18 protein-coding genes, 3 tRNA genes and 1 other RNA gene are annotated in these 23,583 nt (G+C 54.6%); 10 read left to right on the top strand and 12 right to left on the bottom strand.

The features are described from left to right. Position 1 precedes the first annotated feature (1 nt). Together ACLIBF_RS12225 and ppsR are read right to left on the bottom strand one after the other, a co-directional pair. The gene (locus tag ACLIBF_RS12225; protein WP_031375699.1) at positions 2 to 1,048 is read right to left on the bottom strand and encodes a 3-deoxy-7-phosphoheptulonate synthase; all 1,047 of its coding nucleotides are present in this window, start codon (positions 1,046 to 1,048) and stop codon (positions 2 to 4) included. A 152-nt stretch (positions 1,049 to 1,200) separates the two neighbouring features. After that, positions 1,201 to 2,028 (bottom strand): posphoenolpyruvate synthetase regulatory kinase/phosphorylase PpsR, encoded by an 828-nt coding sequence (ppsR, locus tag ACLIBF_RS12220; RefSeq protein ID WP_031375700.1) that lies wholly within the window; start codon positions 2,026 to 2,028, stop codon positions 1,201 to 1,203. Positions 2,029 to 2,467: 439 nt separating this feature from the next. Here ppsR and ppsA point away from each other — a divergent pair, with 439 nt between their 5' ends. Further along, entirely contained in the window at positions 2,468 to 4,852 is a 2,385-nt protein-coding gene (ppsA, locus tag ACLIBF_RS12215) for a phosphoenolpyruvate synthase (RefSeq protein WP_069728226.1), read from the top strand. 70 nt (positions 4,853 to 4,922) lie between these two features. On the opposite strand, the gene rprA is transcribed toward ppsA, so the two are convergent. Together rprA and ydiK are read right to left on the bottom strand one after the other, a co-directional pair. Next, positions 4,923 to 5,030, bottom strand: an RNA gene (gene rprA, locus ACLIBF_RS12210) — antisense sRNA RprA. 264 nt (positions 5,031 to 5,294) lie between these two features. After that, entirely contained in the window at positions 5,295 to 6,404 is a 1,110-nt protein-coding gene (ydiK, locus tag ACLIBF_RS12205; RefSeq protein ID WP_031375702.1) for an AI-2E family transporter YdiK, read from the bottom strand. 207 nt (positions 6,405 to 6,611) lie between these two features. On the opposite strand from ydiK, the gene ydiJ reads away from it, so the two are divergent. Further along, positions 6,612 to 9,665 (top strand): D-2-hydroxyglutarate dehydrogenase YdiJ, encoded by a 3,054-nt coding sequence (gene ydiJ, locus ACLIBF_RS12200; RefSeq protein ID WP_069728227.1) that lies wholly within the window; start codon positions 6,612 to 6,614, stop codon positions 9,663 to 9,665. A gap of 33 nt (positions 9,666 to 9,698) precedes the next feature. Here the strand turns inward: ydiJ and ACLIBF_RS12195 are convergent, their stop codons facing one another. Continuing rightward, positions 9,699 to 10,103: a hypothetical protein gene (locus ACLIBF_RS12195; RefSeq protein WP_031375703.1), complete on the bottom strand. Its 405-nt coding sequence runs from the start codon at positions 10,101 to 10,103 to the stop codon at positions 9,699 to 9,701. A gap of 389 nt (positions 10,104 to 10,492) precedes the next feature. On the opposite strand from ACLIBF_RS12195, the gene sufA reads away from it, so the two are divergent. From sufA to ACLIBF_RS12160, 7 genes are read left to right on the top strand one after another with little or no spacing between them, the layout of a single operon-like run. Then, positions 10,493 to 10,867, top strand: coding sequence for a Fe-S cluster assembly scaffold SufA (gene sufA / locus ACLIBF_RS12190; protein WP_031375704.1), 375 nt, complete (start codon positions 10,493 to 10,495; stop codon positions 10,865 to 10,867). 7 nt (positions 10,868 to 10,874) lie between these two features. After that, the gene (sufB, locus tag ACLIBF_RS12185; protein WP_031375705.1) at positions 10,875 to 12,368 is read left to right on the top strand and encodes a Fe-S cluster assembly protein SufB; all 1,494 of its coding nucleotides are present in this window, start codon (positions 10,875 to 10,877) and stop codon (positions 12,366 to 12,368) included. Between the two features lie 42 nt (positions 12,369 to 12,410). Next, complete coding sequence (gene sufC, locus ACLIBF_RS12180; protein ID WP_031375706.1) at positions 12,411 to 13,157, top strand: Fe-S cluster assembly ATPase SufC; 747 nt, start codon at positions 12,411 to 12,413, stop codon at positions 13,155 to 13,157. Then, complete coding sequence (gene sufD, locus ACLIBF_RS12175) at positions 13,132 to 14,412, top strand: Fe-S cluster assembly protein SufD (RefSeq protein WP_279809985.1); 1,281 nt, start codon at positions 13,132 to 13,134, stop codon at positions 14,410 to 14,412. The genes sufC and sufD overlap by 26 nt, the downstream gene beginning before the upstream one ends. Next, positions 14,412 to 15,635: a cysteine desulfurase SufS gene (sufS, locus tag ACLIBF_RS12170; RefSeq protein ID WP_279809997.1), complete on the top strand. Its 1,224-nt coding sequence runs from the start codon at positions 14,412 to 14,414 to the stop codon at positions 15,633 to 15,635. The genes sufD and sufS overlap by 1 nt, the downstream gene beginning before the upstream one ends. Before the next feature lie 21 nt (positions 15,636 to 15,656). Further along, on the top strand, positions 15,657 to 16,073 hold the full coding sequence (sufE, locus tag ACLIBF_RS12165; protein WP_031375709.1) for a cysteine desulfuration protein SufE: 417 nt from the start codon (positions 15,657 to 15,659) through the stop codon (positions 16,071 to 16,073). 56 nt (positions 16,074 to 16,129) lie between these two features. Further along, positions 16,130 to 17,155, top strand: coding sequence for a L,D-transpeptidase family protein (locus ACLIBF_RS12160; RefSeq protein WP_448309874.1), 1,026 nt, complete (start codon positions 16,130 to 16,132; stop codon positions 17,153 to 17,155). A gap of 79 nt (positions 17,156 to 17,234) precedes the next feature. Here the strand turns inward: ACLIBF_RS12160 and ACLIBF_RS12155 are convergent, their stop codons facing one another. The 6 genes from ACLIBF_RS12155 to ACLIBF_RS12130 form a co-directional block, all read right to left on the bottom strand. Continuing rightward, positions 17,235 to 17,471 (bottom strand): major outer membrane lipoprotein, encoded by a 237-nt coding sequence (locus ACLIBF_RS12155; RefSeq protein ID WP_006118977.1) that lies wholly within the window; start codon positions 17,469 to 17,471, stop codon positions 17,235 to 17,237. A gap of 303 nt (positions 17,472 to 17,774) precedes the next feature. After that, positions 17,775 to 19,187 carry a pyruvate kinase PykF gene (gene pykF / locus ACLIBF_RS12150; RefSeq protein ID WP_031375710.1) on the bottom strand — a complete coding sequence of 471 codons (1,413 nt, stop codon included), beginning with the start codon at positions 19,185 to 19,187 and terminating at the stop codon, positions 17,775 to 17,777. A 344-nt stretch (positions 19,188 to 19,531) separates the two neighbouring features. Continuing rightward, positions 19,532 to 19,608, bottom strand: a tRNA-Val gene (locus tag ACLIBF_RS12145). Positions 19,609 to 19,618: 10 nt separating this feature from the next. Continuing rightward, a tRNA-Val gene (locus ACLIBF_RS12140) sits at positions 19,619 to 19,695 on the bottom strand. A 3-nt stretch (positions 19,696 to 19,698) separates the two neighbouring features. Continuing rightward, positions 19,699 to 19,775: transfer RNA gene (locus tag ACLIBF_RS12135), tRNA-Val, on the bottom strand. A gap of 153 nt (positions 19,776 to 19,928) precedes the next feature. After that, complete coding sequence (locus ACLIBF_RS12130) at positions 19,929 to 21,302, bottom strand: MATE family efflux transporter (RefSeq protein ID WP_031375711.1); 1,374 nt, start codon at positions 21,300 to 21,302, stop codon at positions 19,929 to 19,931. 205 nt (positions 21,303 to 21,507) lie between these two features. On the opposite strand from ACLIBF_RS12130, the gene ACLIBF_RS12125 reads away from it, so the two are divergent. Then, positions 21,508 to 22,167, top strand: a complete 660-nt coding sequence (locus ACLIBF_RS12125) for a riboflavin synthase subunit alpha (protein WP_279809986.1) — start codon at positions 21,508 to 21,510, stop codon at positions 22,165 to 22,167. A gap of 54 nt (positions 22,168 to 22,221) precedes the next feature. On the opposite strand, the gene cfa is transcribed toward ACLIBF_RS12125, so the two are convergent. Beyond that, positions 22,222 to 23,370, bottom strand: coding sequence for a cyclopropane fatty acyl phospholipid synthase (gene cfa / locus ACLIBF_RS12120; protein ID WP_031375712.1), 1,149 nt, complete (start codon positions 23,368 to 23,370; stop codon positions 22,222 to 22,224). Positions 23,371 to 23,583 lie beyond the last annotated feature (213 nt).

Genomic DNA, 23,583 nt, shown 5'->3' with positions numbered 1-23,583 from the left:
CTCAGAAACGGCAGGAGACTGCCTCGGCGAGCAGGGCAAGCACGGCTTCACTGTCCTGCCAGCCGAGGCAGGGATCGGTAATCGACTGGCCATAAACCAGCGGTTCACCGCCGACCACCTTCTGATTACCCTCTGCAAGGAAGCTCTCAATCATCACGCCGGCGACCGCACGCGATCCGGCTACGATCTGCTGCGCCACATCGGCCGCCACATCAAGCTGACGGCGATGCTGCTTCAGGCAGTTGCCGTGACTGAAGTCGATCACCAGCTGTTGCGGTAAGTTAAATTCTGTCAGGCTGGCCGCCGCGTCTGCCACATCGCTGGCGTGATAGTTAGGCTGCTTGCCACCGCGCAGGATCACATGGCCATGCGGGTTGCCGCTGGTCTGATAGATGGTCATCTGACCGAGCTTATCCGGTGACAGGAACATATGGCTGGCGCGGGCGGCACGAATCGCATCTACCGCAATGCGGACATTGCCGTCGGTACCATTTTTAAAGCCGACCGGACAGGAGAGTGCAGAAGCCATTTCACGGTGGATCTGGCTTTCGGTGGTACGAGCACCAATTGCGCCCCAGCTGATCAGATCGGCAATAAACTGTCCGATCACCATATCAAGAAACTCTGTCGCGGTCGGTAAGCCAAGGGCGTTGATATCAATCAGCAACTGGCGAGCAATGCCAATCCCGCGGTTCACGTCATAGCTGCCATCCAGATCGGGATCGGAGATCAGCCCTTTCCAGCCCACAACGGTACGCGGCTTCTCGAAGTAGGCGCGCATCACGATCTCCAGTCGATCCTGATAACGGACGCGCAGGGCATTCAGGCGTTCGGCATACTCCAGCGCCGCTTTTGGGTCGTGCAGTGAGCAGGGGCCGATAATCACCAGCAGACGTGGATCTTCACCGGTCAGGATGCGGGCAATACGCTGGCGGGCCGCCGTGACGTTATCAGCAATGGCGTCTGAGACAGGATGTCCGGCCGCAAGGCTGGCAGGCGTAATCAGGCTGCCAATGCGCGCGGTACGCAATTCGTCGGTTTTGTTCATGATTTTCTCGGAAACTATTCTTCGCAACGGTGAAATACCGGGAAGTGATGGTGGTCACAATAAACCATTAGCCTGCGAATTCAACCCGGGAATTAATAATGAAATCAAAACCGACGGCAGCGACGCTTTACATCGCGGCCGCGGGGAGACGCTTAGTACATGCGGCGGGTCAGGCCCATGATGTCGAGAATTTTGGTGGCGATCTCCTCCACCGAGTAGTTGGTGCTGTTGAGATAGCGGATCTGATGGGTGCGGAACAGCGCTTCCACTTCTCCCACTTCCAGCCGGCACTGGCGCATTGAGGCGTAACGGGTATTTTCCGCCCGCTCCTGGCGAATGGCGGCCAGCCGTTCCGGATCGATAGTCAGCCCGAACAGTTTATGCTGATGCGCGCGCAGCGCCGGCGGCAGTTTGAGGTTATCCATATCATCCGCGATAAAAGGGTAGTTGGCGGCACGGATACCAAACTGCATCGCCAGATAGAGGCTGGTGGGGGTTTTGCCACAGCGCGACACGCCCAGCAGAATGACCTGAGCGTCTTCCAGACCGCGCAGCGAAATGCCGTCATCATGCGCCAGGGTGTAATCAATCGCGGCGATACGCGCATCATATTTGCCGAGGTTGCTGGCATCCAGCCCGTGGGTGCGGTGAGCTACCGGTGCTGGCGATAATCCCAGCTCCTGCTGCAACGGGGCCACCAGCGCCTGAACGATGTCCTGACAAAAGCCTTCGCTCTGAACAATGATGTCGCGCACTTCCGGCGTAACAATAGAAAAGAACACCAGCGGCCGCACACCGCTCTGCTGATAAAGGGCATTGATCTGCGCTTTGACCGCCTGCGCCCGCTGAACATTTTCAACAAACGGCAGCGTCAGGCTGGTGATATTGACCGGAAACTGTGACAGCACCGCATGGCCCAGCACTTCGGCGGTGATGGCAGTACCATCGGAAATATAGAAAACGCTTCTGTCAGTCGTCATGACGGGTCAGCTTCTGCAAAGAATGAGCGGTCAGAAAGCGCCGCGAGATAAAATAAATAATCCATATTTCCCTGTTATGAATCTTTTAGTTGCATTATTAACGCCCTGTTTTAGCACATCAGTAAAAATGAAAGCGTGTTTCATTCCGCATAATTTGGCGGTCACTCTTTCGGGGACCGTAAATAGTCACCCTGCTTGTTGCGCAACAAAAAACAATTATTAAGTGACTGAAAAGCTGTCATTTACTGTTGCATCAGACAGTTAGCGAAAAATAAACCGCTTGCGCAACGGGTTATTCTGGCGTGCACAATTCCGAATCTGTTGCCAATATTCTGCTTTAACGATTCAACAGATCGTCATTGCCAGGGGCTTATGCCAGGCTGAACGGGTTGATTGCAGAATATTCCATGTGCCCATTCATTGATAAAGGATAAGCTCAATGTCCAATAAAGGCGAACAGCCGCTAGTGCTCTGGTATAACCAGCTTGGCATGCATGATGTTGATCGGGTGGGGGGCAAAAATGCCTCTCTGGGTGAAATGATTACTAATTTGTCGTCGCTTGGGGTCTCGGTTCCCAACGGTTTTGCGACCACCTCGTATGCCTTCAACCTGTTTCTCGATCAAAGCGGACTGAACCAGCGCATTTATGCATTACTGGATAGCACCGATATTGATGATGTTGATGCGCTGGCGAAAGCCGGTAAGCAAATTCGTCAGTGGATTGTTGAAACGCCGTTTCTGCCGGAACTCGAAGCGGCAATCCTTGAAGCCTACCAGCAGCTCTCGGCCGACGATGCCGAAGCCTCCTTTGCGGTTCGCTCATCGGCGACGGCTGAAGATATGCCCGATGCCTCTTTTGCCGGTCAGCAGGAAACCTTCCTCAACGTGCAGGGCATCGAGGCAGTGATGGTGGCGGTGAAGCATGTCTATGCTTCGCTGTTTAACGACCGTGCCATCTCTTACCGCGTGCATCAGGGCTATGACCACCGTGGCGTGGCTTTATCAGCGGGCGTCCAGCGAATGGTCCGTTCCGACCTTGCCGCTTCCGGCGTGATGTTTACTATCGATACTGAATCCGGCTTTGATCAGGTGGTATTCATCACCGCAGCGCTGGGCCTGGGTGAGATGGTGGTGCAGGGCGCGGTTAATCCCGATGAGTTCTATGTGCATAAACCGACGCTGGCGGCTGGCCGGCCGTCGATTGTGCGCCGCAATATGGGCTCGAAAAAAGTTCGCATGGTCTATGCCGATTCACTGGAGCATGGCGAACAGGTGCGGATTGAAGATGTGCCGGAAGCGGAGCGCGATCGCTTCTGTCTCTCTGATGACGAAGTGCAGGCGCTGGCGCAGCAGGCGGTGCTGATTGAACAGCACTATAAGCGTCCGATGGATATCGAATGGGCCAAAGATGGTCACACCGGCAAGCTGTTTATCGTGCAGGCGCGTCCTGAAACCGTCCGTTCAAACGGTCAGGTGATGGAGCGTTACACCCTGCAGGGCCAGGGCAGTGTGGTAGTAGAAGGCCGCGCAATTGGTCATCGTATCGGCGCCGGTGAAGTGAAGGTGATTCACGACATCAGCGAAATGAACCGTATCGAAAAAGGCGATGTGCTGGTGACTGACATGACCGACCCGGACTGGGAGCCGATCATGAAGAAGGCCTCGGCGATTGTCACCAACCGTGGCGGCCGTACCTGTCACGCGGCGATCATTGCGCGTGAGCTGGGGATCCCGGCAGTAGTCGGCTGTGGTGATGCCACCGATCGTCTGAAAGAGGGCCACCAGGTCACGGTCTCCTGTGCCGAAGGCGATACCGGTTATGTCTACGATCAGTTGCTCGATTTTGACGTCACCAGTTCGCAGGTTGATTCACTGCCGACGCTGCCGCTGAAAATCATGATGAACGTTGGCAACCCTGACCGCGCATTTGACTTTGCCTGTTTGCCGAATGAAGGCGTTGGCCTGGCGCGTCTGGAATTTATCATCAATCGCATGATTGGCGTCCACCCGAAAGCGCTGCTGGAATTTGATCAGCAGACCCCGGAACTGCAGCAGCAGATTCGTAAAATGATGAAGGGATTTGACGATCCGGTTGAGTTTTACATCGGACGCCTGACTGAAGGGATTGCCACACTTGGGGCCGCTTTTGCACCGAAACGGGTAATTGTGCGACTTTCGGACTTCAAAACCAATGAGTATGCCAACCTGGTCGGCGGTGAGCGTTACGAGCCGGAAGAGGAAAATCCAATGCTCGGCTTCCGGGGTGCCGGTCGCTATGTCGCCGACAGTTTCCGTGACTGCTTTGCGCTGGAGTGTGAAGCTGTGAAGCGGGTACGCAATGAGATGGGGCTGACTAACGTGGAGATCATGATCCCGTTCGTACGCACCGTCGATCAGGCGCAGGCGGTGGTTGAAGAGCTAGCCCGTCAGGGACTGAAGCGCGGAGAGAACGGGCTGAAGGTGATCATGATGTGCGAAATCCCGTCCAATGCCTTACTGGCGGAGCAGTTCCTGCAGCACTTCGATGGCTTCTCGATCGGGTCCAATGACATGACTCAGCTGACGCTGGGACTGGACCGCGACTCAGGGGTGGTTTCAGCACTGTTTGATGAGCGCAATGAGGCCGTCAAAGCCCTGCTGTCAATGGCGATCAAGGCAGCGAAGAAGCAGGGCAAATATGTCGGGATTTGCGGTCAGGGACCGTCGGATCATCAGGACTTTGCTGCCTGGCTGATGGAGGAGGGGATTGACAGTTTATCGCTCAACCCGGACACCGTCGTCGAGACCTGGGTAAGCCTGGCGCAGTTAAACAAATCTGCCTGACGGCAACCCTGATTCACCCGAAAAGGCCAGCTCTGCTGGCCTTTTCTATTTATGGCTGGCCAGTGACAGGCAAAAAAAAAGCCCATCACAGGGGATGGGCAAAGACTACACACAGCAATTCTTTACTTTACTCAGGGGAAAAAGGTTGTTTAGAAATCAGTGAGTTGATTTCGAACATAGGAAACATGTTATTCACCAGACCGGCTGACGTCTTTAAGAATCCTCTTATTAGTTTAAAGCCGATAATCTTTTGTCACCTTTTATGCTGCATTTCCCTTAAGAAACAGTGCAGAAAGTAATCTTTTTTAGCCCTGAATGGTCGATTCAGGGCTAAAGATGGCTTTTTTCTTAAAAACCGCTAATGAAAAATAAACTTTACGTGACGCAAAATAATTGGGGCGGTCAATCATCATTAACCGCCCTAACCATTGCTGAAGCAGATTTAATGCGGGGTTTCGTCGTGATCGGTGAGGGCTTCGGCCACGGCCAGCGGGTCATCGTCTGGCGCGGGCGCTTCATGCACCCAGACCGACACCAGGCGATAAGAGACTGCCAGCACCACCGGACCGATAAATAAGCCAATCATGCCGAAGGCGAACAGGCCGCCGATCACCCCGGAAAGGATCAATATCATCGGCAGGTCAGCACCCATCCGAATCAGCACCGGGCGCAGCACGTTATCCAGCGTACCGACCACGCAACTCCAGACCAGCAGTACGGTGCCCCAGGTGGTATCCCCACTCCAGTAGAGATAGATAATGGCCGGCACCAGCACCAGCAGCGGACCAATCTGCACCAGGCAGCAGAGGATCATCAGCACCGTGAGCAGCGTGGCGTAAGGAATGCCGGAGACCGCAAGGCCAATCCCGCCCAGCACGCCCTGCACCAGCGCCGTCACGACCACGCCCAGCGCCACGGCACGGATTGACTGCGCCGCCAGCAACACTGCTGCATCGCCCCGGCGACCCGCCATACGGAAAGCAAAATGGCGAATACCCTGCGCCGCCTGTTCACCACGCCAGTAGAGCAGCACGCTGAACAACAGCATGACCGCCAGATGGATCATAAAGCGGCCAAAATGGCCGGCCTGCGCCACAAAGAAGCCGGTGGTGCGGCCAATATAGGGTTGCACTTTGGCCATGATGCCGGAGCCACCGCCTTCCACCAGCGTGTGATAACTGGCGTAAAGCTTTTCGCCCACCATCGGCATATCGTTGAGCCACAGCAGTTGTGGCATCAGATGGCCTTGCGTCACCCAGGCGACCACTGGTGCGCTGTTATCGATCAGGCTGCTGACCAGCAGAGCGATAGGAATAATAAACAGCAGCAGCAACAGCAAGGTCATGGCAATCACCGCCAGTGAACGGCGTCCCCATAACAGCCGCTGCAGCCGGAGCATCAACGGCCAGGTGGCGATCACCACCATGCTGGCCCAGGCAAAACCCAGAATAAAGGGCTGCACCACCCACAAACAGGCGATGATCAGTAACAAAATGAACATCAGGGTAAAAAGTATCTGTGGTAAATCCATGTCCCGATACAGGCTTTTCATCATCGACTCATAACCTCGTCTAAATCCTTCATTGCCGGGCTCTCGGTGCCCGTTTTTATCATGATCTATTTAGTGCGGATTAAACAGAGCAGCAGGGAAAGGTTTTTCCCTTTCCTGAAAAAACGGCGGTCAGCCAAAAAATGTGATAAAACGAGGGACCGCAAACGCGCAAACGCAAACGTTTACAACATCTTCGGTTAGACAATAATGATCCCACAGATTTCGCAGGCGCCGGGCCTCGTTCAACTGGTGCTGACATTCCTTGAGTCGCTGAAAGAGCAGGGTTTTACCGGCGACACCGCCACCAGCTATGCTGACCGCCTTTCACTCTCTACCGATAACAGCATCTATCAGCTGCTGCCCGACGCGGCGCTGTTTCCGCGCTCAACCGCTGACGTTGCGCTGATCGCCCGGGTGGCAGGCGAGCCACGCTTTGAAAGCCTGGTCTTCACGCCACGCGGCGGTGGCACCGGCACCAACGGACAGTCGCTGAACCAGGGCATTATTGTTGATATGTCGCGCTACATGAACCGCATCCTCGAGATCAATACGGATGAGGGCTGGGTGCGGGTAGAAGCGGGCGTCATCAAAGATCAGTTGAACGCCTGGCTTAAGCCGTATGGCTTTTTCTTCTCGCCAGAACTGTCGACCAGTAATCGCGCGACGCTGGGCGGGATGATCAATACCGACGCCTCCGGCCAGGGATCGCTGGTGTATGGCAAAACTTCCGATCACGTCATTGGTCTGCGAGCGGTTCTGCTGGGGGGCGATATCCTCGATACCCGGCCGATGGCGACAGCGCTGGCTGAAACGATTGCCCGCACGGCAACCCCGGAAGGGCGCATCTATCAGCAGGTGCTAAGCCGCTGTCGTGAGCAGCGTGAGCTGATCCTCGAAAAATTCCCGCGGCTCAACCGCTTCCTGACCGGTTACGACCTGCGACATGTGTTCAGCGACGATATGCAAACCTTCGACCTGACGCGCCTGCTGTGCGGAGCCGAAGGGACGCTGGCCTTTATCACCGAAGCGCGGCTGGATATTACGCCGTTGCCTAAAGTGCGGCGGCTGGTCAACATCAAATATGATTCGTTCGATTCTGCGCTGCGTAATGCGCCATTCATGGTGGAAGCACAGGCGCTGTCGGTCGAAACCGTCGACTCAAAAGTGCTTAACCTGGCGCGTGAAGATATCGTCTGGCATTCAGTGCGGGAACTGATTACCGACGTGCCGGATAAAGAGATGCTGGGGCTGAACATTGTCGAGTTTGCCGGTGATAACGCTGCGTTGATCGACAGTCAAATCAGCCAGCTCTGTGCGCGGCTGGATGCGCTGATGGCGCAACAGCAGGGCGGCGTCATCGGTTATCAGCTCTGCGACGATCTGCAGGGCATTGAGCGTATCTATAACATGCGCAAAAAGGCGGTGGGGCTGCTGGGTAATGCCAAAGGCCGCGCCAAGCCGATCCCGTTCGTCGAAGATACCGCCGTCCCGCCGGAAAGCCTGGCGGATTACATTGTCGAATTCCGCGCCTTGCTCGATAGCCACGGACTGAGTTACGGCATGTTCGGTCACGTTGATGCTGGCGTGCTGCATGTCCGTCCGGCGCTGGATATGTGCGATCCGCAGCAGGAGATGATGATGAAGCAGATCTCCGACGAAGTGGTGGCCCTGACGGCGCGCTACGGCGGATTGCTGTGGGGCGAGCACGGCAAAGGCTTCCGCGCGCAGTACAGTCCGGCGTTCTTTGGCGAAACCCTGTTCAATGAGTTGCGCCGCATTAAATCGGCATTCGATCCGCATAACCGCCTCAATCCCGGCAAAATCTGCACCCCTTTTGACAGCCATGACGAGATGATGCAGGTCGATGCGGAGAAGCGTGGCACCTTCGATCGTCAGATTCCGCTCACGGTGCGTGACGAATGGCGCGGCGCGATGGAGTGTAACGGTAACGGCCTGTGCTTTAACTTTGATGTTCGCAGCCCGATGTGTCCGTCGATGAAGATCACCCGTAACCGTATCCATTCTCCCAAAGGCCGGGCGACCCTGACGCGGGAATGGCTGCGACTGCTGGCTAATCAGGGCGTGGATCCACTGATGCTGGAGAAGCAGTTACCAGAGAGCCGGCTTTCGCTGCGTGGGCTGATCGCCCGTACCCGCAACAGCTGGCACGCCAGTAAAGGGGAATACGATTTCTCGCATGAGGTCAAAGAGGCGATGTCGGGCTGTCTGGCCTGCAAAGCCTGCTCAACGCAGTGCCCGATCAAAATTGACGTGCCCAGCTTCCGCTCGCGCTTCTTACAGCTTTATCACACCCGTTATCTGCGTCCGGTCAGCGATCATCTGGTGGCGGCGGTTGAAAGCTACGCGCCATTAATGGCGAAGGCCCCCAAAACCTTTAACTTCTTTCTGCGCCAGCCGTGGCTGAAAGAGCTGAGCAAAAGCCAGATCGGCATGGTCGATCTGCCACTGCTCTCTTCACCGACGCTGAAACAGCAGTTGAGCGGCCATCCCGCCATGAACATGACGCTGGAACAGCTGGAACGGTTACCGGCGGCTGAACAGGCGAAATGCGTGCTGGTAGTGCAGGATCCGTTTACCAGCTTCTATGAGGCGCAGCTGGTGAATGATTTTATCCGGCTGATTGAGAAGCTCGGCTATCGACCGGTTCTGCTGCCGTTCTCACCGAATGGCAAAGCGCAGCATGTGAAAGGCTTCCTGCAGCGCTTCGCCCGGACCGCCAGCCGCACCGCTGATTTCCTTAACCGGGTAGCACGGCTGGGAATGCCGATGGTTGGGGTCGATCCTGCGACCGTGCTCTGCTACCGCGATGAGTATCGTCAGACGCTGGGCGAGGCGCGCGGTGATTTCAGCGTGCTGCTGGTGCATGAGTGGTTGCAGAGTGCGCTGGCGGAACGGGAAGTGCAGAGTACCACGGGCGAGTCGTGGTATCTGTTCGCACACTGTACCGAAGTGACAGCGTTGCCTTCCGCGCCGAATCAGTGGCAGGAGATTTTTTCCCGTTTTGGCGCAAAGCTGGAGAATATCAACGTGGGCTGCTGTGGCATGGCGGGCACCTACGGCCACGAAACGAAAAACCTCGAAAACTCGCTGGGGATCTACGCGCTCTCCTGGCATCCGCAGCTACAGCGCTTACCGCGTCAGCGCTGTCTTGCCACCGGTTACTCCTGCCGCAGTCAGGTCAAGCGGGTGGAAGGTAACGGCATGCGCCATCCGCTGCAGGCGCTCTTAACGCTAATGTAAAAAAATTGTGCGCGACGTCACGACGCGGCTGGATTAGAATATCCAGCCCGCGTGACGCACAAAGTCGCTTTGCAGCGCGGTGGCTTTATCCCATTCACCGATCATCGCCAGCTGATGGCACAGACGGGTCAGGGAGAGTCGCGCCAGTTGGTAGGCCTGAATGCGGAACAGGCGATCGCGATCGCTATTTCCCATCTCCTGCACCAGGCGATGATGCAGTTTGCCCATGGCATGCAGATAGCTCTGGTCATCTCCGTTCAGCTGGCAGACTTCTGCCATATCCAGACAGGTATCATTAAACTGACGTAATTGCTGAATGGTACAGTCGGCCCGGTCGAGTCTGGCCTGCGCCAGGTAGAAGTCGACGGTGATATCGCGTACCGAAAATTTGTATTCATCGATCTTATGCTGCAGCCAGGCAGAGACTGAAAGCGTCATAATGCCACCCTGAACGTGAATGATAATAATTATCATATTCATCCGGGCGAGGAATGCAATTGCTGCGGCAGAAAAATTTAACGATTTATCTGACCTGTCGGTATAATCGGAAATAACAATCTGTTTACATCGTAGAAAGGCGTAACCTATTAATAAGCACTTTTATGAAAAGTCATAATTTAAAAAAGAGTGCGTTATTAACAGGTTACAACAGGACTCTTCGCGTGGTCTGTCTCACCGCAAAGTGAGTTGAAGGGTCTATGCTTAATAAACAGGCGAAAAAAACAGCACAAGATGATTATCCCTGCAAAACAAGAGGTTGAAGTGATCGGTCAGATCACTACCATAGGGGGATAGCCTGAAAAGGTCCGGACTCAAGAGGTATCAACATGGCATCCGTTAATGCAGACTCTTTCTCACCCGACGATTTCGTCTGGAAAGGGCTGACGCTGACTGAAACCGCAGCGCAACAAATTCTCAATCTGGCTGCTCAGGACCCTGATGTCAAGGGGCTACGGTTAGGCGTGAAACAATCCGGCTGTGCCGGGTTTGGTTACGTCATGGATCTGGTGAAAGAGCCAGTCGATGACGATCTGCAGTTCTCGTTCCACGGCGCAACTCTGTTTGTGCCGCTTCAGGCGATGCCATTTGTTGATGGCACCGAAGTGGATTACGTTCGCGAAGGCCTGAATCAGATTTTTAAATTCAATAACCCTAAAGCTCAGCACGCCTGCGGGTGTGGCGAAAGCTTTGGCGTCGAGTAAGTGAAATATGTCACGACACAGCGAAACATCTGACGATGTACAAATCTGGGACGGCAAGCTCAACTATAAAGAGGGCTTCTTTACCCAACTGCAGACCGAAGAATTTGCGAACGGCATCAATGAAGATGTGGTGCGCGCGATCTCGGCCAAGCGTAACGAGCCAGAGTGGATGCTGGAGTTTCGTCTTAAAGCTTTCCGTGCCTGGCTTGAAATGGAAGAGCCTCACTGGCTGAAAGCGCATTACGAGAAACTCGATTACCAGGATTACAGCTACTATTCCGCACCGTCGTGCGGTAACTGCGATGACAGCTGCGCTTCTGAGCCGGGTGCGACCCAGGCATCAGGCAGCGCGCCGGCCAGCGATTACCTGACGCAGGAAGTGGAAAACGCCTTTAACCAGCTGGGTGTCCCGGTGCGTGAAGGTCGTGAAGTGGCCGTTGACGCTATTTTTGACTCCGTCTCGGTGGCTACGACCTATCGCGGCAAGCTGGCGGAGCAGGGCATTATCTTCTGTTCCTTCGGCGAAGCGATTCAGGAACACCCGGAGCTGGTGAAGCAGTATCTCGGCACGGTCGTCCCGGCCAACGATAACTTCTTTGCCGCGCTGAACTCGGCGGTGGCTTCAGACGGAACGTTTGTCTACATCCCGAAAGGCGTCCGTTGCCCGATGGAGCTGTCGACTTACTTCCGCATCAACGCAGCCAAAACCGGTCAGTTCGAACGCACCATCCTGATTGCCGATGAAGACAGTTACGTCAGCTACATCGAAGGTTGTTCAGCGCCGGTGCGTGACAGCTATCAGCTGCACGCGGCCGTGGTGGAAGTGATCATCCATAAAAATGCCGAAGTGAAATATTCGACGGTGCAGAACTGGTTCCCGGGCGGTGAAGGCGAGGGCGGTATCCTTAACTTCGTTACCAAGCGTGCGCTGTGTGAAGGTGACCACAGTAAAATGTCCTGGACGCAGTCTGAGACCGGCTCAGCCATTACCTGGAAATACCCGAGCTGCATTCTGCGCGGTGATTACTCGGTCGGCGAATTCTATTCTGTGGCGCTGACCAGCGGCCGCCAGCAGGCGGACACCGGCACCAAGATGATTCACATTGGTAAAAACACCAAATCGACCATCATCTCGAAAGGGATTTCGGCCGGTAAAAGTGAGAACACCTATCGCGGCCTGGTGAAGATCATGCCGACCGCCACCAACGCGCGTAACTTTACCCAGTGTGACTCAATGCTGATTGGCCCGGACTGCGGCGCACATACCTTCCCGTATGTTGAAACCCGCAATAACACCGCCCAGCTTGAGCACGAAGCCACCACCTCACGTATCGGCGAAGACCAGATGTTCTACTGTCTGCAACGCGGTATCAGTGAAGAAGATGCCATCTCGATGATCGTGAACGGCTTCTGTAAAGACGTATTTTCGGAGCTGCCGCTGGAATTTGCCGTGGAAGCCCAAAAATTGTTAGCCATCAGCCTTGAGCACAGTGTGGGCTGATGCCGTCACACGCGTTGCCGGAAGCAATGTGAAGGAATAAGTATGTTAAGCATTAAAGATTTACAGGTAAGTGTTGAAGATAAAGCCATTCTGCGTGGTCTGAACCTCGAAATTAAACCGGGTGAAGTCCATGCCATTATGGGCCCGAACGGCTCAGGTAAAAGTACGCTTTCTGCCACGCTGGCCGGACGTGAAGACTATGAAGTAACCGGCGGTTCGGTGACCTTCAAAGGTAAAGATCTGCTGGAGCTGGCGCCGGAAGAGCGTGCCGGTGAAGGTATCTTTATGGCCTTCCAGTATCCGGTTGAGATCCCTGGCGTGAGCAACCAGTTCTTCCTGCAAACCTCCGTTAACGCGGTGCGTAAATATCGTCAGCAGGAAGAGCTGGACCGCTTCGATTTCCAGGACTTTATCGAAGATAAAATTCACCTGCTGAAGATGCCGGAAGATCTGCTGACCCGTTCAGTAAACGTGGGCTTCTCCGGTGGTGAGAAGAAGCGTAACGACATTCTGCAGATGGCGGCGCTGGAGCCGGAACTCTGTATCCTCGATGAAACCGATTCCGGACTGGACATCGATGCGCTGAAAATTGTGGCCAATGGCGTTAACAGCCTGCGCGATGAGAAGCGTGCCTTCATCATCGTTACCCACTACCAGCGTATTCTGGATTACATCAAGCCAGACTTCGTACACGTTCTTTATCAGGGCAAAATCGTGAAATCTGGCGACTTCTCGCTGGTGAAACAGCTGGAGGAGCAAGGTTATGGCTGGCTTACCGACGAAGAGTGATTCTGCGCTGCAACAGTGGCATCACCTGTTTGAATCGCGCGGCGACCTGCGTTCGCTGCAGGCACAGCAGCACTGGCAGCAACTGATGCGGATCGGCTTGCCTACCCGCAAGCATGAGAACTGGAAATACACCTCGCTGGATACCTTGCTGGCGCAACAGTTTGTGCTGCCGCAGGCACCGCAAACGCTGAGCGCTGAGCAGGTCGATGCGCTGGCTCTGCCACTGGATGCGGTGCGTCTGGTTTATGTTGATGGCCAGTTCCAGCCTGCACTCTGCAGCCGCGACAGCGATCTGTTTGAGATTCAGCACAGCGTAGCGGCTGAACGTCGCCCACTGCCGGCCGCCGTGCAGCCGGAAGTCTTCCTGCACCTGACCGAGAGTCTGGCGGAAGAGGTGACCTTCCTGCGTCTGGCACGCGGCAAGTCGGCGGCCCGTCCGCTTTATCTGCTGCACATCACCAGCGGCCAGCAGAACGGGATGAACACGGTTCATCATCGTCATCATCTGCAGCTGGATGAGAGCGCTGAAGCAGAAGTGATTGAGCATTACGTTTCGCTGGATGGCAGTGCGCACTTCACCGGTGCCCGCTTTACCTTTGCCGTCGGCGACAATGCAAAACTGACCCACACCAAACTGGCGTTTGAAAGCAGCGAAAGTTATCACTTCGCACATAACGACCTGGTGATCGGAAGCGATGCGCAGGTCAGCAGCACCAGCTTCCTGCTGGGTGCGGGCCTGAGCCGTCATAACACCAGTACTCAGCTGAACGGTGAAAACACCCAGCTGGCGGTGAACAGCCTGGTGCTGCCGGTGCGTCAGGAAGTGGCGGATACCCGTACTTACCTTGAGCACAATAAAGGCTACTGCCTGAGCCGCCAGATGCATAAAACCATCGTGCGCGATAAAGGCCGTGCGGTGTTTAATGGTCACATCAAAGTGGCGAAGCATGCGCTGAAAACCGATGGACAGATGACCAACAACAACCTGTTGCTGGGACGTCTGGCCGAAGTGGATACCAAACCGCAGCTGGAAATCTATGCGGATGACGTTAAGTGCAGCCACGGCGCCACCATCGGTCGCATCGATGATGAGCAGATGTTCTATCTGCGCTCGCGCGGTATTGAGCAGGATGCTGCCCAGACCATGATCATTCATGCCTTTGCTGCGGAACTGACCGAAGCACTGGAGAATGAGGTATTGCGTCAGGCAGTGCTGCAGCGTATCGCTGAGCGCTTTCCTGGAGGCGACTCATGATGAACTTCGATCTCGAACGCATCAGGGAAGATTTTCCGATCCTGAAGCGTGAGGTCAACGGTCATCCGCTGGCCTATCTTGATAGTGCGGCCAGCGCACAACGTCCGCTGTCGGTAATCAACGCCGAAAGCCATTTTTACCAGCACGGCTATGCGGCCGTGCATCGTGGTATCCATACGCTCAGCCAGCAGGCGACCAGCGACATGGAGAACGTGCGCGATCAGGCGGCCCGTTTTCTGAATGCGGCCACGCAGGAAGAGATCGTGTTCGTCAAAGGCACCACTGAAGGCATCAATCTGGTGGCCAACAGCTGGGGCGGTGCTAACCTCCAGCCGGGCGATAACCTGATCATCACTGAGATGGAGCATCACGCTAACATCGTGCCGTGGCAGATGGTGGCACAGCGTACCGGTGCTGAAATTCGGGTTCTGCCGCTGAACGATAATGGCGAGCTGGCACTGGAGCAACTGGCGGGACTGATCGACAGCCGTACCCGGTTGCTGGCGGTGACGCACGTTTCTAACGTTCTCGGCACGGTCAACCCGGTGAAAGCGATCGTCGCACAGGCGAAAGCCGCGGGCGTGGTGACGCTGATTGATGGCGCGCAGGCGGTGATGCACGACAAAGTGAACGTGCAGGATATCGGCTGCGACTTCTACGTCTTCTCCAGCCACAAGCTGTACGGCCCGAACGGCGTCGGCATTCTCTATGGGCGTAAAGCGCTGCTTGATGAGATGCCGCCGTGGGAAGGGGGCGGATCGATGATCGACCGCGTACTGCTGCCAACCGGCACCACCTGGAACAGCGCACCCTGGCGTTTTGAAGCCGGTACGCCGAACACCGGCGGGATTATCGGCTTTGGCGCAGCGCTGGCCTACGTCGAGGCGCTGGGACTGGATACCATTCATCAGCGCGAAACGGCACTGATGAATTATGCGCTCGATAAGCTGGCCCCGGTACCGGACATCCGGATTTACGGCCCGCAGTCACGCGCCGGGGTGATCGCCTTCAACCTGGGCAAGCACCACGCATTTGACGTTGGCAGTTTCCTCGATCAGTACGGCATTGCGATCCGCACCGGTCACCACTGTGCGATGCCGCTGATGCACCATTACAATGTGCCTGCCATGTGTCGCGCCTCCTTCACCTTCTACAACAGTGAAGAGGAAGTGGATCGTCTGGCGGCCGGACTGACACGTATTCATCGTCTGCTGGGCGGCTGAACAGTTTTAACGGAGTGACAGATGGCGAACTTGCCAGAAAAAGAGAAACTGGTTCGTAACTTCAACCGTTGCGCCAACTGGGAAGAGAAGTATCTCTACATCATTGAGCTGGGTGCAAAACTTCCGGAATCATCCGAAAGCTTGCACCAGCCAGAGAATGCTATTTCAGGTTGTCAGAGCCAGGTGTGGATCAGGATGACGCCGCAGGAAGATGGCACCATCGCGTTTGAAGGCGACAGCGATGCTGCTATTGTTAAGGGCTTGATTGCCATCGTTTTTAGCCTTTATCAGAATCTGCCGCCGGCCGAAATCGTGGCGCTGGATGTGCGCCACTGGTTCGGTGAACTGGCACTGATGCAGCACCTGACGCCGACCCGGTCGCAGGGGCTGGAAGCGATGATTCGGTCTATTCGCCATACCGCTCAGAACCTCAGCTAAGCTACACTCGACAGACGCCATCCGGCGTCTGTTTTTTTATCTGACGAGAAAATTGCATGAAACCTGCTTTACGTTTAGCCGGTGCATTGCTGCTGACCTGTTTTGGGCTCTCTGCACCCGCATTTGCCACGGAATACCCGCTGCCACCACCTGACAGTCGCCTGATTGGCGAAAACGTCCTGACCCAGGTTCCTGACGACAAACGCCCACTGGAAGAGATTGCGGCTCGCTATCAGGTTGGCCTGCTTAGCCTGCTGGAAGCTAATCCCGGCACCGATCCCTGGCTGCCGAAAGCCGGCACACAACTCACTGTCCCGCTGCAGATGCTGCTGCCTGATACCCCGCGAGAAGGCATTGTAGTGAATCTGGCCGAGCTGCGGCTCTACTACTATCCCAAAGGCGAAGACAAGGTCATCGTCTATCCGATCGGTATTGGTCAGCTGGGGGCGGCAACCCCGGTGATGGTGACCCAAATCAGCCAGAAAACTCCTAACCCGACCTGGACGCCAACTCAGAATATTCGCAAGCGCTATGCCAAAGAGGGCATCACGCTGCCCGCGGTGGTGCCTGCCGGGCCGGATAACCCGATGGGGCTGTTTGCAATGCGCCTGGCGCGCGGTAGCGGCCAGTATCTGATTCATGGCACCAATGCGAAGTTCGGTATTGGTATGCGCGTCAGCTCAGGCTGTATTCGTTTGCGTTCAGAGGATATCGAAGCGCTGTTCAATTCGGTGCCGAAAGGTACGCGGGTGCAGATCATCAATCAGCCGGTGAAGTATGCGGTGGAACCGGATGGCAAACGCTACGTCGAGGTGCATCAGCCGTTATCGCACAACGATAAGGACGATCCACAAACCATGCCGTTAGCACTGAGTGGCGGGCTGAAGCAATTTATCAAAAGCGATAAGAGTGATAGCGCATTGATTAAAGCGAGCCTGACGCGCCGCTCAGGCATGCCGGTGCTGGTAAGCAGCGGTGAGCCGGTCCAGAGTGAAACAACGCCGCCTGCGGGGCTGGAGACGCCTTCATCGGCCTCTGCTGCGCCGGTTGATCGGGCTGAAGCCGAAACGGCCACGCCGTAAAGCCAGTTACGCGGGAAACCGCGTAAACGCAAAGCAAAAAAAATGGCGCCTTAAAGGCGCCATTTTTAAACCAGAACTCTTACTTACGGTAAGAGTGAGCCTGGTTGTCCAGACGCTGGTTAGCGCGAGCTGCGTCATCTTTAGCAGCCTGAACGTCTGAACGCACTGCGTTCACGTCGTTGCTCAGTTGGTCAACTTTAGCGTTCAGAGTCTGAACGTCAGAAGACAGCTGGTCGATTTTAGCGTTGCTTGAGCAACCAGCCAGCAGAGTTGAACCCAGGATTACCGCGCCCAGTACCAGTTTAGTACGATTCATTATTTATACCCTCTAGATTGAGTTAATCTCCATGTAGCGTTACAAGTATTACACAAAGCTTTTTAAGTTGAGAATAAATTTTTGATGAGAAGATGCTTAAATTTGATCGTTCGCTCAAAGAAGCAGCGGATCGCAGAAGATGATAAAAAAATTTAGCGAAAACAGAGAGATTTAATCGGATTAACCTTAATATAAAGTGAAATTGAATAGTTATTTTCGATTGGAATTTTCCGACATTTGTATTAAGTACAAATAAAAAAAGCGCCCGTGAAAGGCGCTTCTAAATAAATGGTGAAAATAGTTTTACAGGACGTGTACTGAGGCGGTGTTGGTAGTTCCGCTTGGTACTAATGCACCTGACACCAGCACCACCACGTCACCTTTCTGACCATAGCCACTTTCCAGTGCCGCTTCTTTACCCAGACGATAGAAATCGTCGGTAGAAGCGATCTCGGTTACCAGACGGGTCTCAATCCCTTTACTCAGGATCAGCTGACGCGCGGTAGTGGCATTGGTGGTCAGCGCCAGGATAGTGGCGTTCGGGAAGTACTTACGTACTGCCTTAGCTGACTTACCGCCTTCAGTCGCGACCACAATCAGTGGGGCTTCCAGTTTCTCAGCGGTTTCAACTGCACCACGGCAGACCGCTTCGGTGATACGCAGCTTGCGGGTGTCGTTCTGGCTATCGATGCGGGACTTCATCACGCGGTCGGTACGCTCACAGATAGTGGCCATGATGGTCACTGACTCAAGCGGGTATTTCCCTTTGGCGCTTTCACCTGACAGCATAACCGCATCAGTACCGTCGAGGATGGCGTTTGCCACGTCGCCCGCTTCAGCACGGGTAGGGCGTGGGTTTTTGATCATCGAGTCAAGCATCTGAGTAGCGGTAATCACCACTTTGCGCGCTTTGTTACACTTCTTGATCATCATCTTCTGCGCGAAGATTACTTCTTCAACCGGGATTTCAACGCCCAGGTCGCCACGCGCAACCATGATGCCGTCTGATGCTTCGAGAATTTCGTCGAAGTTATTCAGGCCTTCCTGGTTCTCAATTTTAGAGATGATCTGGATGTGCTCACCGCCGTGCTGCTTCAGGTGCTCACGAATTTCCAGCACGTCTGAACGCTTACGGATGAACGACGCAGCAACGAAATCGACGCCTTGCTCACAACCGAAGATCAGGTCGCGCTTGTCTTTTTCTGCCAGCGCTGGCAACTGGATAGAAACGCCTGGCAGGTTAACGCCTTTGTTTTCACCGAGGTCGCCATTGTTCAGCACTTTACACACCACGGTGTTTTCGGTGACTTCAGTCACTTCCATACCGATCAGGCCATCGTCGACCAGCACGGTGTTACCGATTTTCAGGTCAGCAGTAAAGCCAGGATAGGTCACCGCAACGCGCTCGCTGTTGCCGATCACGCTCTGGTCGGTGGTGAAGGTAAAAGTCTGACCCGCTTTCAGCGGCGCATCATTTCCACCTTCCAGTTTCATGGTGCGGATTTCAGGGCCTTTGGTGTCCAGCAGGATAGCCGCCTGACGACCGGTTTTTTCCATCACGGCACGCATGTTGGTGATGCGCTGGCCGTGCTCGGCGTAGTCGCCGTGGGAGAAGTTAAGACGCATAACATTCATGCCGGCTTCAAGCAGCTGAGTCAGCATCTCTTCTGATTCGGTTTTCGGGCCGATAGTACAAACGATCTTAGTCTTTTTCATGACGGGTTATCTGTAAGTTGTGATGGATGATAAAGGGCGAAATCCGATGGCAATGCATCGAAGTGAGAATTCTGTTTGAAATCGAAACGGGCTATACAGAGTAAGAATAGGTGACGAAGGCCAGGCGTGCAGGGAAGTTGTGCGGTTACGGTTGGTAACCACCTTCTGAGTGTTGCGCAAATTATCTGAGTTATCGCAATAGGCACGTGATCGCTGAAACCTTTCAAGTGGACAACGCGGCACAGTATAGTCGCTAAGTATGCGAAAACCAATCGAAAAGCAGTTCCGGAAAAGATGTAGATCAATAAAAGGGGGATTTGCGCAAGCGGGAGAAATTCTGAAAGTGGTGCGTTCTAATGGACTCGAACCATCGACCCCCACCATGTCAAGGTGGTGCTCTAACCAACTGAGCTAAGAACGCTTACAGGAAATGGTGCGTCCGAGTGGACTCGAACCACCGACCCCCACCATGTCAAGGTGGTGCTCTAACCAACTGAGCTACGGACGCACTTGGTGCGCTCTAATGGACTCGAACCATCGACCCCCACCATGTCAAGGTGGTGCTCTAACCAACTGAGCTAAGAGCGCAACACGCTGTCTGGGCGACAGCGGGGACGAATATTAACGGCAGCCGATGAGGCTGGCAAGGGGAAAAATGGTTTTTTCACCGTGACTGAACAGCAACTGTGCTATGCGTCGTTTTTTTAGGCGTCGCGGGCCTTTTACCGCCCGCTCAACCGGTTAGCGCGCAGCGCGCGTCAGGATCACCTCGGCAGGTGACTGTTGCAGGCGCCTGATCCGCCAAATCATCATTACCGCCGCAGACGTCAGGCCGACAATGAAGCCGCACCAGAAGCCTGCCGGCCCCATCCGCGGCACCAGCCAGTCGGTCAGCGCCAGTAAATAACCGGCCGGCAGGCCCAGCAGCCAGTAGGCGATAAAGGTGATAAAGAAGATCGAGCGGGTATCTTTATAGCCGCGCAAAATACCGCTGCCAATCACCTGTATCGAGTCAGAGAACTGATAGATGGCCGCCAGCAACATCAACTGCGCCGCCAGCGTCACCACTTCCGGGTTGTCGTTATACAGCAGGGCGATCTGATGCCGGAAGGTCACGGTAAACAGCGCGGTCAGCGCGGCCATGCTGATGCCGACGCCCTGGGCAGTCCAGGCGGCGACTTTGGCCTGCTCGGTTGACCCCTGACCCAGCCGATAGCCGACCCGGATAGTGGTTGCCACGCCCAGCGACAGCGGCAGAACGAACATCAGTGAACTGAAGTTCAGCGCGATCTGATGGCCGGCTACGTTAACAATACCCAGCGGCGACACCAGCAGTGCAACCACAGCAAACAGCGTGACTTCAAAGAACAGCGCCAGCGCTACCGGTAAGCCCAGCGTCATCAGACGGGTCAGAATCGGACGCGAAGGCGGTGACCAGCTGCTGGTCAGATGGATATCGCGCATGGTTCTCATCCGGCGTACCCAGAAGCGCATACAGATGAACATCACCCAGTAGACCGAGGCCGTTGCCACGCCACAACCCACGCCGCCCAGCGCCGGCATGCCGAAATGGCCATAAATAAAGATGTAGTTCAGCGGAATATTGACCATCAGGCCGAGAAAGCCCAGCACCATACCCGGCTTGGTTTTCGACAGGCCTTCACACTGATTACGCAGTACCTGGAAAAACAGATAACCCGGTGCGCCAAACAGCAGGGCATGCAGATAGCCTTCTGCTTTCAGCGCCAGCAGCGGATCGATGTCATGCATCGCCCGGATTAAGTAGCCGGCATGCCATAACAGCACCATAATCAGCAGCGAGACGAACAGGGCCAGCCAGTAACCCTGGCGAATTTGCTCGGCGATGCGTTCGCGGCGGCCAGAGCCGTTGAGTTGCGCAACCGTAGGCGTCAATGCAAGCAGAAGACCATGACCAAACAGGATGGCCGGAAGCCAGATAGAGGTGCCGACAGCGACGGCGGCCATATCCGTGGCGCTGACGGCGCCGGCCATAATGGTATCCACAAATCCCATTGCGGTTTGAGCCACCTGAGCAAGGATGACCGGAATCGCAAGGGCAAGCAATTGACGCGCTTCTGTTAAATACTTCTGCACGTTAACACCTGAATAGTTAAATGAAATAATGGCGGGGCAGGGAAGCCCCAGGAATTGCGTCAGCTAGTGTAACTGGCGATACCGGATTCGCCAATCTTTGTCACTGCATGCGTTTTGCTACGCTGTAAGGCTACGCCGCTGGCTGAAAGCTAACAGCGGACGTGAGCTGTGATAAACTAGCGCAAACTTCGCAGAGGCAAAGACTATGTTTACCGGTATTGTGCAGGGCACCGCAGAAATAGTGTCCATTGAAGAGAAAGAGCTTTTTCGTACTCACACCGTCAGGTTGCCGGAAGAATTATTGCCGGGCCTGGCACTGGGCGCATCGGTGGCACACAACGGCTGCTGCTTAACCGTGACGGCTATTGAGGGTGATCGGGTCAGCTTTGATTTAATAAAAGAGACGCTGCGCGTCACCAACCTGGGCGATTTACGCCAGGGGGATGTGGTCAATATTGAACGCGCCGCGAAATTCAGCGATGAAATAGGTGGACACCTGATGTCCGGTCATATTATGACCACCGCTGAAATCTGCAAAATTATCCAGTCGGAACATAACCGTGAAGTGTGGTTTAAGATCCAGGATCCGACCCAGATGAAATATATCCTGCACAAAGGCTTCGTCGGCATCGACGGGATAAGCCTGACGGTAGGGGATGTAACCCGTACCAAATTCTGCGTCTATCTGATCCCGGAAACGCTGGAGCGCACTACCCTGGGGGCCAAAACCTTTGGCGACCGGGTTAATATCGAGATTGATCCGCATACTCAGGCGATTGTCGACACCGTTGAGCGGGTATTAGCGCAGCGTGATGCGGCGGCGGCGATGAATATGCTGACCGGGCAACCGACGGCAGAAAGCTAAAAAAAGAAGGCGCATCAGCGCCTTTTTTAATGGTTAATCCGGTCCACGACTGCCTCAACGCGCCACGCGTAATCCGCCTTCCACGCCCCGACTGAAGACCACCTGCCATAACTGAATGTCACGTGCGCGGAATGCGCCAGCACAGGCATTAAGGTAGTAAGAGAACATACGCTTAAAGCGTTCACCGTAGCTATCCGCCAGCTGCGGCCAGGCCTGAATAAAGCGTTCATACCATGCCATCAGGGTCGTGTCGTAATCTGCGCCAAAGTTATGCCAGTCTTCCAGAATGAAATGCGGCTCACTGGCGTCAGCAATATGTCGTACCGAAGGCAGACAGCCATTCGGGAAAATATATTTATCGATCCACGGATCCACATTCATATCGGTCTTAATCGCACCGATTGTGTGCAGCAGGAAAATACCGTCTGGCTTTAAATTACGATCGACGACATCAAAATAGGTGGCGTAATTTTTAGGACCGACATGTTCAAACATTCCGACCGATACAATACGGTCAAACTGTTCATTCAGATCGCGATAGTCCTGTAATAGAATGGTGACGTCTAATCCTTCACAGCGCTGCTGCGCCAGTTTCTGCTGTTCAGCCGAAATGGTGACACCATGCACTTTAACGCCATAATGACGTGCGGCAAATTCTGCCAGTCCGCCCCAGCCGCAACCAATATCCAGCAGCGACATGCCCGGCTCCAGCGCTAATTTGCGGCAAATCATATCCAGCTTTGCTTCCTGCGCGGCGGCGAGCGTGGTGGCTTCCTTCCAGTAGCCACAGGAGTACTGCATATAAGGATCGAGCATCAGAGAAAACAAATCGTTTCCTAAATCATAATGCTCTTTACCGACAATCCAGGCGCGTTTTTTCGACTGGAGGTTGGTTAAGCGCGCCGCGGCAATACGCAGCGTATCTTTAAAATGATGTGGAAGTTGCTGGTCCAGTTTATGTTTGAGCACGTGGTGGAAGAATATATCCAGCCGATCGCATTCCCACCAGCCGTCCATATAACTTTCGCCCAGACCCAGCGATCCCTCCTGCAAAACACGTTTAAAGAAGTCAGGGTTTTTAACCTGAATATCCCAGCTACGTGAGCCATTAATTTCGATATCTGCTTTATCCAGCAGTTCATGAACGATGCGATACCAATGGTTTTCTTCGAGGCTCACTTCTTCTACATACGATGAACTCATAGCTTCTCCACCACCTGTCCAATCTTAACCTGAAAAAGAATAGTCAATTTCTTCAGGAATTGAGAAAAGTCACGGATGACTCCGTAAACCAGATATCTGGCGTGATACAGAGGATTAAAACGGTGCAAAACGATCCGGCGCGATAACCCTAACCTGCGCGCAGACGCCATCCCGGCAACCCGGTTGCCAATCAATGTGTAACGTTATTATGTT

Source organism: Pantoea sp. PGP6, from assembly GCF_053474785.1.
This window is presented reverse-complemented; position numbering and strand designations above follow the sequence as displayed.